The sequence below is a fragment of the Phaeobacter sp. JH20_02 genome, assembly GCF_048056915.1.
Classification (GTDB): Bacteria; Pseudomonadota; Alphaproteobacteria; order Rhodobacterales; family Rhodobacteraceae; genus Phaeobacter; species Phaeobacter bryozoorum.
On sequence record NZ_JAYMVP010000029.1, the window covers coordinates 201,823 to 215,790 of the forward strand.

Annotated in this window: 16 protein-coding genes; 13 read left to right on the forward strand and 3 right to left on the reverse strand. The window is 63.2% G+C overall.

Annotation, left to right across the window (positions count from 1 at the left end; all coding sequences use genetic code 11):
- The first annotated feature begins 127 nt into the window (after window positions 1-127).
- The 6 genes from VWY34_RS19175 (at window position 128) to VWY34_RS19200 (ending at window position 6,049) form a co-directional block, all read left to right on the forward strand.
- Window positions 128-1,858, forward strand: coding sequence for a type I secretion system permease/ATPase (locus tag VWY34_RS19175; protein WP_416545258.1), 1,731 nt, complete (start codon window positions 128-130; stop codon window positions 1,856-1,858).
- Window positions 1,855-3,171: an HlyD family type I secretion periplasmic adaptor subunit gene (locus VWY34_RS19180; RefSeq protein ID WP_416535281.1), complete on the forward strand. Its 1,317-nt coding sequence runs from the start codon at window positions 1,855-1,857 to the stop codon at window positions 3,169-3,171. The genes VWY34_RS19175 and VWY34_RS19180 overlap by 4 nt, the downstream gene beginning before the upstream one ends.
- Before the next feature lie 125 nt (window positions 3,172-3,296).
- On the forward strand, window positions 3,297-3,755 hold the full coding sequence (locus tag VWY34_RS19185) for a RidA family protein (protein ID WP_340546786.1): 459 nt from the start codon (window positions 3,297-3,299) through the stop codon (window positions 3,753-3,755).
- Window positions 3,752-4,525 carry a glycerophosphodiester phosphodiesterase family protein gene (locus tag VWY34_RS19190; protein WP_340546787.1) on the forward strand — a complete coding sequence of 258 codons (774 nt, stop codon included), beginning with the start codon at window positions 3,752-3,754 and terminating at the stop codon, window positions 4,523-4,525. The genes VWY34_RS19185 and VWY34_RS19190 overlap by 4 nt, the downstream gene beginning before the upstream one ends.
- Window positions 4,526-4,571: 46 nt before the next feature.
- Entirely contained in the window at window positions 4,572-5,759 is a 1,188-nt protein-coding gene (locus VWY34_RS19195; protein WP_340546788.1) for a GNAT family N-acetyltransferase, read from the forward strand.
- Complete coding sequence (locus tag VWY34_RS19200; protein WP_416537419.1) at window positions 5,756-6,049, forward strand: 4a-hydroxytetrahydrobiopterin dehydratase; 294 nt, start codon at window positions 5,756-5,758, stop codon at window positions 6,047-6,049. Before VWY34_RS19195 ends, VWY34_RS19200 begins: the two co-directional genes overlap by 4 nt.
- Before the next feature lie 100 nt (window positions 6,050-6,149).
- On the opposite strand, the gene VWY34_RS19205 is transcribed toward VWY34_RS19200, so the two are convergent.
- Entirely contained in the window at window positions 6,150-6,638 is a 489-nt protein-coding gene (locus VWY34_RS19205) for a peroxiredoxin (protein WP_340546790.1), read from the reverse strand.
- Window positions 6,639-6,761: 123 nt separating this feature from the next.
- On the opposite strand from VWY34_RS19205, the gene VWY34_RS19210 reads away from it, so the two are divergent.
- The 4 genes from VWY34_RS19210 to VWY34_RS19225 all read left to right on the forward strand — a co-directional run bounded on the left by VWY34_RS19210 (window position 6,762) and on the right by VWY34_RS19225 (window position 9,729).
- Window positions 6,762-7,973 (forward strand): NAD(P)/FAD-dependent oxidoreductase, encoded by a 1,212-nt coding sequence (locus VWY34_RS19210; protein WP_416545260.1) that lies wholly within the window; start codon window positions 6,762-6,764, stop codon window positions 7,971-7,973.
- Window positions 7,970-8,524, forward strand: coding sequence for a 16S rRNA (guanine(966)-N(2))-methyltransferase RsmD (gene rsmD / locus VWY34_RS19215; RefSeq protein WP_340546792.1), 555 nt, complete (start codon window positions 7,970-7,972; stop codon window positions 8,522-8,524). The genes VWY34_RS19210 and rsmD overlap by 4 nt, the downstream gene beginning before the upstream one ends.
- Window positions 8,525-8,548: 24 nt before the next feature.
- Window positions 8,549-9,217, forward strand: a complete 669-nt coding sequence (locus VWY34_RS19220; RefSeq protein WP_416545262.1) for an HAD family hydrolase — start codon at window positions 8,549-8,551, stop codon at window positions 9,215-9,217.
- Window positions 9,218-9,402: 185 nt separating this feature from the next.
- Window positions 9,403-9,729, forward strand: a complete 327-nt coding sequence (locus VWY34_RS19225; RefSeq protein WP_040181163.1) for a hypothetical protein — start codon at window positions 9,403-9,405, stop codon at window positions 9,727-9,729.
- 83 nt (window positions 9,730-9,812) lie between these two features.
- On the opposite strand, the gene map is transcribed toward VWY34_RS19225, so the two are convergent.
- Window positions 9,813-10,622: a type I methionyl aminopeptidase gene (gene map, locus VWY34_RS19230; protein WP_340546794.1), complete on the reverse strand. Its 810-nt coding sequence runs from the start codon at window positions 10,620-10,622 to the stop codon at window positions 9,813-9,815.
- Between the two features lie 157 nt (window positions 10,623-10,779).
- Here map and VWY34_RS19235 point away from each other — a divergent pair, with 157 nt between their 5' ends.
- Window positions 10,780-11,715 carry a mechanosensitive ion channel family protein gene (locus VWY34_RS19235; protein ID WP_416545264.1) on the forward strand — a complete coding sequence of 312 codons (936 nt, stop codon included), beginning with the start codon at window positions 10,780-10,782 and terminating at the stop codon, window positions 11,713-11,715.
- A gap of 17 nt (window positions 11,716-11,732) precedes the next feature.
- Here VWY34_RS19235 and sfsA read toward each other — a convergent pair whose 3' ends face one another.
- On the reverse strand, window positions 11,733-12,440 hold the full coding sequence (sfsA, locus tag VWY34_RS19240; protein ID WP_416558597.1) for a DNA/RNA nuclease SfsA: 708 nt from the start codon (window positions 12,438-12,440) through the stop codon (window positions 11,733-11,735).
- A 50-nt stretch (window positions 12,441-12,490) separates the two neighbouring features.
- Between sfsA and VWY34_RS19245 the strand changes: the two genes are divergently transcribed.
- Both VWY34_RS19245 and VWY34_RS19250 read left to right on the forward strand, forming a co-directional pair.
- Window positions 12,491-13,228 (forward strand): competence/damage-inducible protein A, encoded by a 738-nt coding sequence (locus VWY34_RS19245; protein ID WP_340546797.1) that lies wholly within the window; start codon window positions 12,491-12,493, stop codon window positions 13,226-13,228.
- On the forward strand, window positions 13,225-13,968 hold the full coding sequence (locus tag VWY34_RS19250) for a GNAT family N-acetyltransferase (RefSeq protein WP_416545268.1): 744 nt from the start codon (window positions 13,225-13,227) through the stop codon (window positions 13,966-13,968). Before VWY34_RS19245 ends, VWY34_RS19250 begins: the two co-directional genes overlap by 4 nt.

Sequence of the window (13,968 nt, forward strand, 5' to 3'; positions counted from 1 at the left end):
TCAGCTCTGCCTAGTCAGAGACTGGGCTTGTTTACACAGTTGTGGCAGATTTGGAACATATGTGGTCCGGTTTTCTGCGCGCGTGGCTGATACATAGGGCATATTGACAGGGAATTGCAGACCTCTCATGACGAAAACTACTAATAAATCCGGCTTCGATGAGCTGCGGGCGCATCGTCGCCGCAGTCGTGGTCTCTATTGGTCGGTCGGTATCTTCAGCTTCTTTGTGAATATGCTGATGCTGACGGGACCGCTATACATGATGCAGGTCTATGACCGGGTGCTGGGCAGCCGGTCGGTGGCGACGCTGATCGCGCTGTCACTGCTGGTGGTGTTTCTCTACGGCACCATGGGTATTCTGGATTATGCGCGCGGTCGCATTCTGTCGCGGGCCGGGGCGCGGTTTCAGGCCGGGCTGGACCAGCGCGTGTTCGATGCCATGATCCGCCGTTCCGCGGTGGCTCAGGATCCGGTGGCGCAGACCGGTCTCAGCGATTTGGAATCAGTGCAACGTCTGATCGCCTCGCCGGTGCTCGGTGCCGCATTCGATCTGCCCTGGACGCCGATCTTCCTGTTTGGCATCGCTCTGTTCCACCCCTGGCTCGGGCTGCTGGCGCTTGGCGGTGGTGCGGTTCTCATCGCCATCGCGGTGCTGAACCAGTTCCTGTCGCGCCGCCCGCAGATGCAGGCAGGCATTTCCGGCCATCGGGCCAATCTGATGTCCGAGGAAATCCGCACCGAAGCGGAGATGATCCAGTCGATGGGTATGCGCCGCGCCGCGTTTCAGCGCTGGAAAGCGGGCCGCGATGCCGCACTGGTGGACAGTGTCGCCGCCAGCGACGTCGGCGGCGGCTTCACCACATTGACCAAAACCCTGCGCCTGTTCCTGCAGTCGGCGATGCTGGGTCTGGGCGCCTATCTGGTGCTGCAGAACGAGGTGACCGCCGGCGCGATGATCGCAGGCTCGATCCTGATGGGCCGGGCGCTGGCGCCTATCGAACTGGCGCTTGGTCAATGGGCGATGGTGCAGCGCGCGCTGAAGGGCTGGCGCAATCTCGCCGAGCTGCTGGAGAAAGTCCCGGAAGAGCCGCAGCGCACCGAATTGCCCAAACCCTCCGCCAATCTCGAAGTACAGGCGCTGGCGGTGGTGCCGCCGGGGGACAGCCGTCCGCAGCTGCGCAATGTCAGCTTCCGGGTGCAGCCGGGTCGGGCCATCGGCGTGATCGGTCCTTCAGGCTCCGGCAAATCCACCCTCGCGCGGGCACTGACCGGCGCCTGGCGCCCGGCGGCGGGCACGGTGCGGCTGGATGGCGCCTCGCTGGAGCAATACGCCCCCGAGGTGCTGGGCCAGAACATCGGCTACCTGCCGCAGCGCGTGCAGCTGTTCGAGGGCACCATTGCCCAGAACATCGCCCGGCTGTCGTCCAACCCGGATTCCGAAAAAGTCGTCGCCGCCGCGAAAAAGGCCGCGGCCCATGATATGATCGTGCATCTGCCCGATGGCTATGACACCCGGATCACGGCTGGAGGCGGGCGGCTCTCCGGCGGTCAGATGCAGCGCGTCGCCCTGGCGCGCGCGCTTTATGACGATCCGGTGATCGTCATTCTGGATGAGCCGAATTCGAACCTCGACAACGACGGGTCGGTGGCGCTCAACCGGGCGATCAAACAGCTCAAGGCCGATGGCAGATCGGTGCTGATCATGGCCCATCGCCCGGCGGCCATTCAGGAATGTGACCTTTTGCTGGTCATTGATCAGGGGATCCAGACCGCCTTTGGCCCCAAGGACAAGGTCCTGCGGGAAATGGTTTCGAACCACCAGAGCATTCAACAGGCAGCGCCAGGAGGTGTGCGATGAACCAGACCGATACCGGGGCCACATCCTGGTCCGCCCGCCGTCCGCTGCTGATCGGCCTGTTCGGCGTTGTGATCCTGCTCGGGGGCTTTGGCACCTGGTCGGTTGCCACCTCCATCGCCGGTGCCATTGTGGCCTCGGGCCGGATTGAGGTCGACCGCAACCGGCAGGTTGTGCAGCACCTCGACGGCGGCATCGTGCAGGACATTCTGGTGGAAGAGGGCGACACCGTGGCCGAGGGCGCGGTGCTGCTGCGGCTGGATGCCAAGGAGCTGCACTCGCAACTGGTCATCACCGAAGGTCAGCTGTTTGAACTGATGGCACGCCGCGCGCGCCTTGATGCCGAGCGGGACAGCGCCGAGACGGTTGAGTTCGACGCCGAGCTTTCCGAACTGGCCGAAACCCGGCCAGAGGTGGCCGATCTTATGCAGGGCCAGCTCCGCCTGTTTCAGGCGCGCAAGGATTCGGTGGCGCGCGAAATCGACCAGCTGGAAAAACGACGCTCGCAGATACAGGATCAGATCAAAGGCGTTCTGGCGCAGCAGGCCTCGCGCCGCACCCAGCTCGAGCTGATCGAGGAGGAGCTGGCAAACCAGCAGTCGCTGCTGGATCGCGGGTTGGCGCAGGCCGGAACGGTTCTGAACCTGCGCCGGACCGAGGCCGACCTGCAAGGTTCGCTGGGCGAGCTGATTGCCACCGAGGCCCAAGCCGAGGGGCGCATCACCGAAATCGACATCGAAATCCTCAAACTGGGCACCCAGCAGCGCGAGCAGGCCATCACCCGGCTGCGCGATCTGCGCTATCAGGAGCTGGAATTGGCCGAGACCCGCCGCGCGCTGAAGGAACGTCTGGCGCGGCTCGATATCACTGCACCGGTCTCCGGCATCGTCTATGGTCTGCAGGTCCATACGCCGCGCTCGGTGATCCGGGCGGCGGAGCCGGTGCTTTATCTGGTACCGCAGGACCGGCCGCTGGTGATTGCCGCGCAGGTGGCCCCCACCGATGTCGATCAGATCTATGTCGGTCAGCCGGTAACCCTGCGCTTCCCGGCTCTGGATCAGCGCCTGACGCCGGAACTTTTCGGCACGGTGAAACAGGTCTCTGCCGATGCGTTTGAGGATCAGGCGAGCAAGCTCTCCTACTACCGCACCGAGATCGAACTGGATCCCGGCCAGCTGGAAACCCTGCCCGAGGGCACGGTGCTGATCCCCGGTATGCCGGTCGAAGGATACATCCGCACCGCCGAGCGCACGCCGCTGGCCTATCTCGTGAAACCCCTTGCCGACTACTTCGTCAAAGCCTTCAGGGAAAGCTGACGGGGCCGAGCAGCGCGAAGCCGCGGACACGTCGCAAAACCGCCCCACCCGGGGCGGTTTTTTGCTTTCCGCCCTGCCGCTTCCCGGTTAGCGTTCCGCAAAACCTGATGCAAAGGACTGCACCCATGGATATCGAAGCCAAACTCAAAGAACTGGGCATTCAGCTGCCGAGCGCACCGGCCCCGGCTGCCAATTACGTCCCCTATGTCGTGGTCGGCGATATGGTCTACATCTCCGGCCAGATCTCGGCCGGCCCCGAAGGGCTGATCACCGGCAAACTGGGCGCCGACATGGATGTGGCCGCAGGTCAGAAAGCCGCCCGCCAATGTGCCATCGCGCTGCTGGCGCAGCTGAAAGCCGCCTGTGATGGCGATCTCAATCGCCTGAAGCGCGTCGTCAAACTCGGCGCTTTTGTGAATTCCACCGACAGTTTCACCGACCAGCCGCAGGTGGTGAACGGCGCTTCCGATCTGATGGTCGAAGTGCTGGGCGATGCCGGCCGTCATGCCCGTGCCGCCGTCAGCTCTCCTTCGCTGCCGCTGGGGGTCGCTGTGGAAATCGACGGCGTGTTCCAGATCTCATGAGAGCTGACCTGCCTGCCGCACTCCTGCGCCAGCCCATAACCCATCGCGCGCTGCATGATGTGCGCGATGGCCGCCCGGAAAACAGCCGCGCCGCCATGCGCGCCGCGATCGAGGCTGGCTATGGTATCGAAATGGATTTGCAGCTGTCCTCGGACGGCTGCGCCATGGTGTTTCACGATTACGCCCTGGACCGGCTGGCCGAAGGCACCGGTCTGGTGGCGGATCACACCCGCGATCAGCTGCGCGCGATCCCGCTCAAGGGCGGCGACGGTGAATGTATCCCCGATCTGGCCGAGATCCTTGATCTGGTGGCAGGCCGCGCGCCGCTGCTGATCGAGCTGAAGGATCAGGACGGCGATATGGGCCCCAACATCGGCGCGCTGGAGGCAGACACCCTGCGCCAGTTGCAGGGCTACAAGGGCGATGTCGCCCTGATGTCCTTCAACCCGCATTCCGTGGCAGAGCTGGCACGGCTGGCGCCGGAGGTGCCGCGCGGACTGACCACCAGCGCCTATGATCCGGTCAGCTGGCGCGAATTGAGCACGCCGACCTGCGACCACCTGCGCGCGATCCCCGATTTCGACCGCGTCGAAGCCAGTTTCATCAGTCACGAGGTGCAGGACCTCGGCCGGGATCGCGTCACGCAGCTGCGTGATCAGGGTGTGCCGATCCTGTGCTGGACGGTGACCTCTGCCGCGATGGAAACCGAGGCACGCAAAATTGCGCATAATGTCACCTTCGAGCGCTATCTTTCTGATATTCCGGGTTGAACCCGTCCGCGACGGACACAGATACTGTCTGTCGCGGAGGCTTTGAATGGAACAGGCGCAGATCGAAATCGAAGTGCTGGCTGCGCTGTCGCAGCTGGAGGCTGCGGAATGGGACGCCTGCGCCTGTCCCGAGGCCGCTGATGGCGGCCCACCGCTCGACCCCTTTACCACCTACCGGTTCCTGTCGGCGCTGGAGGACAGCGGGTCGGTGGGGCGGGGCACCGGCTGGCAGCCGCAGTATCTGACCGCGCGGCGCGACGGCCTGCTGATTGCCTGCGCCCCTATGTATGTGAAATCCCACAGCCAGGGCGAATATATCTTCGACCACAACTGGGCCCATGCCTATGAACGCGCAGGCGGGCATTACTATCCCAAACTTCAGATCGCGGCCCCCTTTACCCCCGCGACAGGCCGCCGCTTTCTGGTCAGGCCCGGGTATGAAGGCGTGGGCCAGTCCGCGCTGGTACAGGGCGCCGTGCAGCTTGCCGCCAATAACCGCGTCTCCTCGCTGCATGTCACCTTCTGCACCGAGGATGAGGCCGCCATGGGCGCCGAAATGGGTCTGATGGCGCGGGTCACCCAGCAGTTTCACTGGCTGAACGACGGCTACCGCAGCTTTGACGATTTCCTCGCCGCGCTAGCGTCGCGCAAGCGCAAGACCATCCGCAAGGAACGCGCTCAGGCGCAGGGCTTCGGCGGCGAGATCCGCTGTTACCACGGCAGCGATCTGCGCCGCGAACACTGGGATGCCTTCTGGACCTTCTATCAGGACACCGGTGCGCGCAAATGGGGCTCGCCCTATCTCAGCCGCGCGTTCTTCGACATCGCTCATGACACCATGGCCGACGACATGCTGTTGATTCTTGCCGAACGCGACGGGATACCGGTGGCCGGTGCACTGAATTTCCTAGGCCGTGAGACGCTTTACGGTCGCTACTGGGGGTGCACCGAACACCACCCCTGTCTGCACTTCGAACTGTGCTACTATCAGGCTATTGAACACGCGATTGCGCGTGGCCTGACGGCCGTCGAAGCAGGCGCGCAGGGCGAACATAAACTGGCGCGCGGCTATCTGCCCCGGCAGACCCACAGCCTGCATTGGGTGGGCGATCCCGGCTTTGCCGATGCAATTGCCCGCTATCTGGACGCCGAACGCGGCGCCATCGAGGAAGAGATCGAGATCCTGACGGACTACGGTCCGTTCCGCAAACCCCATGTGGAGGAGCAACAATGACCGAGAAACTTTCTGAAGCCACCCGTGGCCCGCTGCTGGACCCGCTGTTCAGCGCCGGATGGGAGGTGGTCGAGGGCCGCGACGCCATCACCAAGACCTTTAAATTCGCCAGCTTCGTCGATGCCTTTGGCTGGATGACGCGGGCTGCGATCTGGGCCGAAAAATGGGACCACCACCCGGAATGGAGCAATGTCTACAATACCGTTACAGTGACCCTGACCACCCATGACGTCGGCGGTATCAGCGCGCTGGACGCCAAGCTGGCGCGCAAGATGGAGAGCCTTGTCTGACAGGCGCCGTCTTCATCCCCGGTAGAATGACAAGAGAGGCACGGGTATCCGCGCCTCTCTTGGTGTTTCTGGTGTCCCGATCTTGGTCTGGGGCAGGGGCTCAGCCCATCGCCTCCAGCAGGGCCTCGCCTGCCGACAGCTCACATTTGCCGGGCGAATCCTCGGCATTCATGATCTCGACCTTGCCGTCGCGGGCCAGCATCGCATAGCGCAGAGAGCGCCCGACCAGCCCCGCCGCAGGCGCGTCCAGCCGCATCCCGATCGCATCGGTAAAGCCGCATTCGGCGTCCGACAGCATGGTGATCCCCGCTGCACCGGCACCGGTCGCCTCTGACCAGGCCTGCATCACAAAGGGATCGTTGCCCGCAATGCAGATGATTTCATCCACGCCCTTGGCCGCCAGCGCCTCGGCGTTGCGCACGAAACTGGGCACATGGGCGGAATGGCAGGTCGGCGTAAACGCACCCGGCACCGCAAAGATCGCCACCGTGCGCCCCTTTGTCAGATCGCTGATCGCGACCTGCTCCGGCCCGTCCTTGCCCATCCGCGTCAATGTTGCCTCCGGCAGGCTGTCCCCTTGTGAAATCATGCTGTGTTCCTCTCCGTGCTGATTGTGTTTTATGTTCCCCCACATATAGGGTTCGGCAACAGCCTGACCAGCACGCAAACTGGCAATGGCATTTCCGAAAGACAGCAGAAGGCACAATAGCAAATGACCCATTTTGTCGTGATCGGGGCAGGCCAGGCGGGGGCCTCGCTGGTGGCGCAGCTGCGCAAGCAGGGTTTTGACGGAGAGATTACGCTGATTGGCAGCGAACCCGTTGTGCCCTATCAGCGCCCGCCTCTGTCAAAGGCCTATCTCCTGGGGGAGATGGAGATGGACCGCCTGTTCCTGCGGCCCGAGAGTTTTTATGCCGAGGCCAATATCACCCTGAAACTTGGCCAGCAGGTGCAGGCCATCGACCCGGCGGCGAAAACCGTGACGCTGGCGGATGAGGTGCTGCACTACGATCAGCTGGCGCTCACCACCGGCTCCACCCCCCGCCGCCTGCCTGCGGCCATCGGCGGCGATCTGGGCGGGGTCTACGTCCTGCGCGATCTGGCGGATGTGGATGCCATGGCCCCGGCGGTCACGGATGGCGCGCGCACGCTTATCGTCGGCGGTGGCTACATCGGGCTGGAGGCCGCAGCGGTCTGCGCCAAACGCGGGGTTGCCGTGACGCTGGTCGAGATGGCGGAGCGCATCCTGCAACGGGTCGCAGCTCCCGAAACCTCGGATTATTTCCGCGCGCTTCACACGGGCCACGGTGTTGATCTGCGCGAAGGCGTGGGTCTTGTGCGGCTGGAAGGCGAGGGCGGCGCCGTCAAACGCGCCGTGCTCAGCGATGGCAGCACGGTCGAGGTGGATTTCGTCATTGTCGGCGTCGGCATCACCCCGGCCACCGATCTGGCAGAGGCGGCAGGCCTCGCGCTGGAGAATGGCATCCGGGTGGATGAACAGGGCCGCACCTCGGATCCGTCGATCTGGGCGGCGGGCGATTGTGCGTCCTTCCCCTATCGCGGCAGCCGCATCCGGCTGGAAAGTGTGCCCAACGCCATTGACCAGGCAGAGGTCGCCGCCCGCAATATGCTCGGCGCGAATGAAACCTATGTGGGCAAACCCTGGTTCTGGTCCGATCAATATGACATCAAACTGCAGATCGCGGGCCTCAACACAGGCTACGACAACGTGGTCACCCGCACCGGCAGCGATGGCACCATGTCGTTCTGGTACTATACCGGCGATCAGCTGGTGGCGGTGGACGCAATGAATGATCCGCGCGCCTATATGGTTGCCAAACGTCTGATCGAGGCCGGGCGTACCGCTGACAAATCCGTCGTGGCGGACGCTGACGCGGATCTGAAGCCGCTGCTGCGCACATGAGGATCATCGCCGGCGAGTTTCGTGGCCGCGCGCTCACCAGCCTGGGCAAGGGCGACGCGGGCGCGCATCTGCGCCCCACCACCGACCGTGTGCGCGAAAGCCTGTTCAACGTGCTGGGCCATATCGTCGATTTCGACGGCGCGCGGGTGCTGGATCTGTTTGCAGGCACGGGTGCCCTGGGGCTTGAGGCGTTGTCGCGCGGCGCGGCCGAGGCCGTGTTTGTGGATGATGGCCGGGTGTCGCAGGGGCTGATCACCAAGAACATCGACCTGCTGCGCATCAAGGATCGCGCCCGCCTCATCCGCCGTGATGCCACCCGCCTGCCGGTCAATGACGCTGCGCCTTACGATGTGGTCTTTCTCGATCCGCCTTACGGCAAGTCGCTGGGGCAAAAGGCGCTGGCGGCGGTGACAAAAGGCGGCTGGCTGGCCGAGGAGGCGCTGGTCGTCTGGGAAGAAAGCAGCCCCATGCAGCCCCCCGAAGGATTCACTCTGCACGACAGCCGCAAATACGGGGACACCCATGTCACCCTTCTGTGGCGCGAGAGCTGAGCATCAGCCCAAAAGGACAGCACCATGCCGATTACATATCCCACGCCGAAACTGGTGATTTTTGATTGCGACGGTGTGCTGGTCGATAGTGAAACACTTAGCAATCAGGTGCTGGTCGACAATCTTGGACGGTATGGTCTGCAACTGTCGTTGGCGGAGTGCATGGACCTCTTTGTTGGTGGCACCATGGCGGATGTCCGAACCAAGGCCATCGCGCGCGGTGCGGATCTGCCCGAGAACTGGGTGGCGCAGGTCTATGATGAAACCTACGCAAGGCTGCGGCAGGGGGTGGATCTGGTGCCGGGTATCCCGGATCTGCTGGCGCTGTTACAAGCCCGCGGCATCGCCTTCTGCGTCGCCTCCAACGGCAGCGAGGAAAAGATGCGGATCACCCTTGGACAGAACGGCCTCTGGGACCTGTTCCATCCCCATGCCATGTTCTCGGCCCAGACGCTGAAGACCGGCAAACCCGATCCCGATCTGTTTCTTGCGGCGGCCTGTCATTTCGACGTGCAGGCGCGCGACTGTCTGGTGATCGAAGACAGCGAAAACGGCGCCCTCGCCGCCGCCCGCGCCGGGATGCGCTGCCTCGGCTTCGACCCCCATGGCAAGGGCACGCGCCTCAAGCGGCATAATGCCGAGCATATCACCGCCATGTCAGAGGTTCCGCGCCTGATTGGACATATTCCCTAAAGGCACCCTCAGGTAGAGTGCGACATTTTCACAGCAATCTATACGCTTTGTTCAGCGAAAACCCCACGATCCAACCGCAGGATTTACACCGTTCGATGCAGGCAATATTCGGCCTGTGAAACGGACGATCAATCGTTTCGTTCAGCACTTCATTTCAGATGCTCAAAATTGACGTAGGACACAATATGAAATTCAATCTCCGTATTGGCCTGGCGCTCGCCAGCGCCTTGGCCCTGTCGGCCTGCGTGTCGCCTGATGTTGTCACCAAAACGCAGGTGGGGGATGCCAAGCTGACCTGCACCGAAATCGCGGTGCAGCTGAACCAGCTGGAAGAGATCCGCAAAGAAGCCAAGAAGGGCAAGAGCATGTCCGGCGAGAATATCGCCGCCGCGCTGTTGTTCTGGCCGGCTGTTATCGGCAACCATTCCAACGCCAAGCAGGCGCTAGAAGCCGCGAACGAGCGTCACGAGGTTCTGGTAGCCCTGGCAGAGCGCAAACGCTGCAAGCTCTGATACCGGTACGGGGCAACCCGTATCGCAGAACGACAAAGGGGCGCGCCACAAGGCACGCCCCTTCTTTGTTAAATGATACGGCATCAGCCGTAGGTCGGGTGAAACTTCCCGCCGGGCGACAGGGTAAAGATCTCGGCCCCATCAGCAGTCACCCCAACAGAATGTTCAAACTGCGCCGACAGCGATTTATCGCGGGTAACAGCGGTCCATTCGTCCGCCAGGATCTTGGTTTCCGGTCGGCCAAGGTTCACCATCGGCTCGATGGTGAAGAACATGCCTTCCTCCAGCACCGGGCCGGTGCCCGGGCGGCCATAATGCAGCACATTGGGCGGCGCGTGGAACACCTGACCCAGACCATGGCCGCAGAAATCCCGCACCACGCTCATACGCTGCGCTTCCACATAGGACTGGATCGCATGGCCAATGTCGCCAAAGGTATTGCCGGGTTTCACCGCCTCGATCCCCTTCATCAGGGAGTCATGGGTCACCTGGATCAGCCGCTCGGTCTTGCGCGACAGCTTGCCTGCCACATACATCCGGCTGGTGTCGCCAAACCAGCCATCGACGATGACGGTGACGTCGATATTCAGGATATCGCCATCCTTCAGCTTCTTGTCGCCGGGAATCCCGTGACAGACCACATGGTTCACGCTGATGCAGCTGGCGTGCTGATAGCCCTTGTAGCCGATGGTGGCTGAGGTCGCGCCTGCGTCCTCCACCATCTGGGTGATCAGCCGGTCCAGCTCGCCGGTGGTCTGACCGGGGACGACATGGGCAGCGATATCGTCAAGGATCCGTGCCGCCAGCGCCCCGGCAGCGTGCATTCCGGCAAAATCGCCGGGCTCATAAATGCGAATGCCGTCTTTGGTGGTGCGGCCGTCTTTCGATCTCATCAGATGAGGCTCCATCGGGTGTCTTTGACATAGCTATCTACGCGCTCCGCGCCAAAAGGGCCAGAGCCGGCACCACCGCCTGCCGGGAACTTTTTGCCACCCGGATGCGTTCTCCTCCCTGACGAATTGCAATCGCACCACGGAGGGACCCGCAGCCATGGACAGCATGAATGCCCTGATGCAGACCGAAATCTACAACGGAAAAGCGCTGGCCGATCTGATCACGCTGGAATTTCTGGCTCAGGCCATGGGCAGCGTGCTCGCCGCCATGCTGATCCTGATGGCTGGCTTCATCGTCGCGGGCTGGGTCAAACGACGGATCGTTCAGATCGGCGACAGCCATGCCAGCCTTGATGTGACGCTGTTCCACTTCCTCGGCAATCTGGCACGCTATGTGATCCTTGCCTTTGCGGTGCTCTTTGTTCTCAACACCTTCGGGGTCCAGACCACCTCGATCATCGCGGCCATCGGTGCCGCGGGTCTGGCCATCGGTCTGGCCATGCAGGGGGCGCTGTCCAATGTGGCAGCTGGCATCATGCTGATCCTGTTCCGCCCGTTCAAACTGGGTGATTTCATCGAAGTGGACGGCCAAATGGGCACGGTCAAGGAAATCACCCTGAACAACACGGTGATCGCCGACCTGTCGAACCTCAAGGTGATCATCCCCAACTCCGAAGTCTGGGGCAACACGATCACCAATTACTCCGAATATGACACCCGCCGCGCGGAATGGACCTTCGGCGTCGGCTACGGGGCCAACCTTGCCACCGCCGAGCAGGTCATCCGCGACGCCATCATGTCAGACAGCCGCTCGCACGCAGAGCCGGAACCCTTCATCCAGGTCAATAATCTCAACAGCAGCTCGGTGGATTTCCTGGTCCGTGTCTGGGTCGATGCGGCGGAATATTTCCAGTATCAGGCGGATATGAAACGCCGGGTGAAGGAAGCGCTGGACGCGGCCGGAATCGATATTCCCTTCCCGACCCGGACGCTGGTGCAGGCCAGCCCCGACAGCCCCGACAGCTCGGACAGCTCGGACAGTGCCGAGCAGAGCAAAAGTGGCGCCAGCGACACGCAGAGCGAAGCAGCCTGACAGGCGACCCGCAGCGCTCAGCCCGCGCCTGCGCCAATCGCGCCCGCAATTGCAACACCCTCCGGGGTGATGCGGGTGGCGATCACCAGCCGCTCCACCCCCGCAGCCGCCGCCGCATCCCAGGCGGCGGCATAGGTCGGGTCGATATCGCCGGCGATCTGAAACCGCTCACAATCACCGCGCTGCACCAGATAGAGCAGCACCGCCCGGTGACCGGACCGGCACATGTCGGCCAGGTTGCCCAGATGCTTGGCCCCGCGCGCGGTCACGCTGTCGGGGAACTCCGCCAGACCGGGCTGGCGTGACAGCGTCACGCTTTTGACCTCAAAATAGCAATCGGGCAGGCCGGGCTGGCTCAGCAGGAAATCAATGCGGCTCTTCTCGGCATATTTCACCTCGGCCCGGACCGTTTCATAGGCCGACAGCGCTGCGATCTGGCGCGCCTCCAGCGCCGATTTCAGCGCGCGGTTCGGCACCGATGTATCCACACCCACCAGGGTGCCACCGGCAACCTCGACCAGCCGCAAGCCGTATTTCAGCTTCTTCTTCGGATCGTCATTCGGCTCCAGCCAGACCGTGCTGCCCGGGTCCGCCAGCCCCATCATCGAGCCGGGATTGGCACAATGCGCGGTTATTTCGCGCCCATCCGGCAACTGGCAGTCCGCCAGAAACCTCTTGTAGCGTCGGATCAGCGTGGCGGGCAGCAGAGGGGTTTGAAAGCGCATGTGACAGGGCCTATACCTGCGCTATCATTGGTTCAAGAGGAGGAGCGCAGATGGCCACCCCAACCGGCGCTATGCCAACCGCAGCGATGCTTGTCATCGGTGACGAGATTCTGTCCGGGCGCACCCGCGATGCCAATATGTATTACCTCGCCGGCGAGCTGAGCAAACATGGCATCGACCTGCAGGAAGTGCGCGTCGTCAGCGACAATGAGGCCGCGATCATCGCCGCCGTCAGGGCGCTCTCGGATGGTTTTGACCATGTCTTTACCAGCGGCGGTATCGGCCCCACCCATGACGACATCACCGCCGATTGCATCAGCAAGGCCTTTGATGTGCATCTGGACGTGCGCGAGGATGCGCGCGCGCTGTTGCAGGCCCATTACGACAAATCCGGGCAGGAGCTGAACGCGGCCCGCCTGCGCATGGCCCGGATCCCCGATGGCGCCACGCTGATTGAAAACCCGGTCTCCACCGCGCCCGGTTTCACCCTGCGCAACGTGCATGTGATGGCCGGGGTGCCCAGCGTGTTTCAGGCCATGGTCGCCTCGGTCCTGCCGACGCTCACCGGCGGTGCGCCGCTCTTGTCGCAGACCCTGCGAGTGCAGCGGGGCGAGGGCGACATTGCCCCTATCCTGACCGCCATTGCCGAGGCCTATGATGACCTCTCGATCGGCTGTTACCCGTTCCAGCAGAATGGTGCCTTTGGCGCCAATGTGGTGGTGCGCGGTGCCGATGGCGCGCGGGTGGATGCGGCGATTACCGCGCTGGCGCGGGATCTTGATCTTTGACTGCCACGCCGTCGCTGACCGACCCGAAATACTATGACGTCACCGACCACACCTGGCCTGCCGCCGAGGTCCGCCAGCTGGGTCCGGTCACCCTGCGCCGGGGCGATGGCGGCGGCAGCCGGGTCTCCGCAGCAACCGTCACCACAGGCCACGCAAGCGAGGCAGAAATCACCGCCGCCGAACTGGCGATGTCGGAGATGGGGCAGGATCATCTGTTCATGATCCGCGATGGTCAGCAGGCACTGGATACCCAGCTGGCGGCACGCGGCTACGTGATCAAGGATCCCGTGGTGCTCTGGACCTGTCCTGTCGAACAGCTCTGCCATGTTGAAATCCCGCCCGTGACCGCCTTCTGCGTCTGGGAACCCCTTGCGATCCAGCATGAAATCTGGGCCGCCGGTGGCATCGGTCCCGAGCGCTTTGCGGTCATGCAGCGCACGGCGGGGGCCAAGACCTCGCTGCTGGGCCGCTGCGATGATTCCCCCGCGGGCACCGGTTTTGTGGCGATCCACGACGGCACCGCCATGGTGCACGCGCTGGAAATCCTGCCGCACCAGCGGCGCAAGGGCATGGGCGTCTGGCTGATGCACCGCGCTGCGCAATGGGCCGCTGATCAGGGCGCGCGCGAACTGGCGGTTCTCTGCACCGAAGCCAACGCCGGGGCAAACGGTCTATATGCCTCACTTGGCATGCTGCGCGCCGGGCGTTACCACTATCGTCACAACCCAGAGGGAGTGTAA

What these genes read in the sequence shown, in the direction of transcription:
- VWY34_RS19180 (WP_416535281.1), top strand. Translation starts at nt 1,855, where the DNA reads ATGAACCAGACCGATACCGGGGCCACATCCTGGTCCGCCCGCCGTCCG.
- VWY34_RS19195 (WP_340546788.1), top strand. Translation starts at nt 4,572, where the DNA reads ATGGAACAGGCGCAGATCGAAATCGAAGTGCTGGCTGCGCTGTCGCAG.
- VWY34_RS19245 (WP_340546797.1), top strand. Translation starts at nt 12,491, where the DNA reads ATGGCCACCCCAACCGGCGCTATGCCAACCGCAGCGATGCTTGTCATC.
- map (WP_340546794.1), bottom strand. Translation starts at nt 10,622, where the DNA reads ATGAGATCGAAAGACGGCCGCACCACCAAAGACGGCATTCGCATTTAT.
- VWY34_RS19175 (WP_416545258.1), top strand. Translation starts at nt 128, where the DNA reads ATGACGAAAACTACTAATAAATCCGGCTTCGATGAGCTGCGGGCGCAT.
- sfsA (WP_416558597.1), bottom strand. Translation starts at nt 12,440, where the DNA reads ATGCGCTTTCAAACCCCTCTGCTGCCCGCCACGCTGATCCGACGCTAC.
- rsmD (WP_340546792.1), top strand. Translation starts at nt 7,970, where the DNA reads ATGAGGATCATCGCCGGCGAGTTTCGTGGCCGCGCGCTCACCAGCCTG.
- VWY34_RS19205 (WP_340546790.1), bottom strand. Translation starts at nt 6,638, where the DNA reads ATGATTTCACAAGGGGACAGCCTGCCGGAGGCAACATTGACGCGGATG.
- VWY34_RS19235 (WP_416545264.1), top strand. Translation starts at nt 10,780, where the DNA reads ATGGACAGCATGAATGCCCTGATGCAGACCGAAATCTACAACGGAAAA.
- VWY34_RS19225 (WP_040181163.1), top strand. Translation starts at nt 9,403, where the DNA reads ATGAAATTCAATCTCCGTATTGGCCTGGCGCTCGCCAGCGCCTTGGCC.
- VWY34_RS19185 (WP_340546786.1), top strand. Translation starts at nt 3,297, where the DNA reads ATGGATATCGAAGCCAAACTCAAAGAACTGGGCATTCAGCTGCCGAGC.
- VWY34_RS19220 (WP_416545262.1), top strand. Translation starts at nt 8,549, where the DNA reads ATGCCGATTACATATCCCACGCCGAAACTGGTGATTTTTGATTGCGAC.
- VWY34_RS19190 (WP_340546787.1), top strand. Translation starts at nt 3,752, where the DNA reads ATGAGAGCTGACCTGCCTGCCGCACTCCTGCGCCAGCCCATAACCCAT.
- VWY34_RS19200 (WP_416537419.1), top strand. Translation starts at nt 5,756, where the DNA reads ATGACCGAGAAACTTTCTGAAGCCACCCGTGGCCCGCTGCTGGACCCG.
- VWY34_RS19210 (WP_416545260.1), top strand. Translation starts at nt 6,762, where the DNA reads ATGACCCATTTTGTCGTGATCGGGGCAGGCCAGGCGGGGGCCTCGCTG.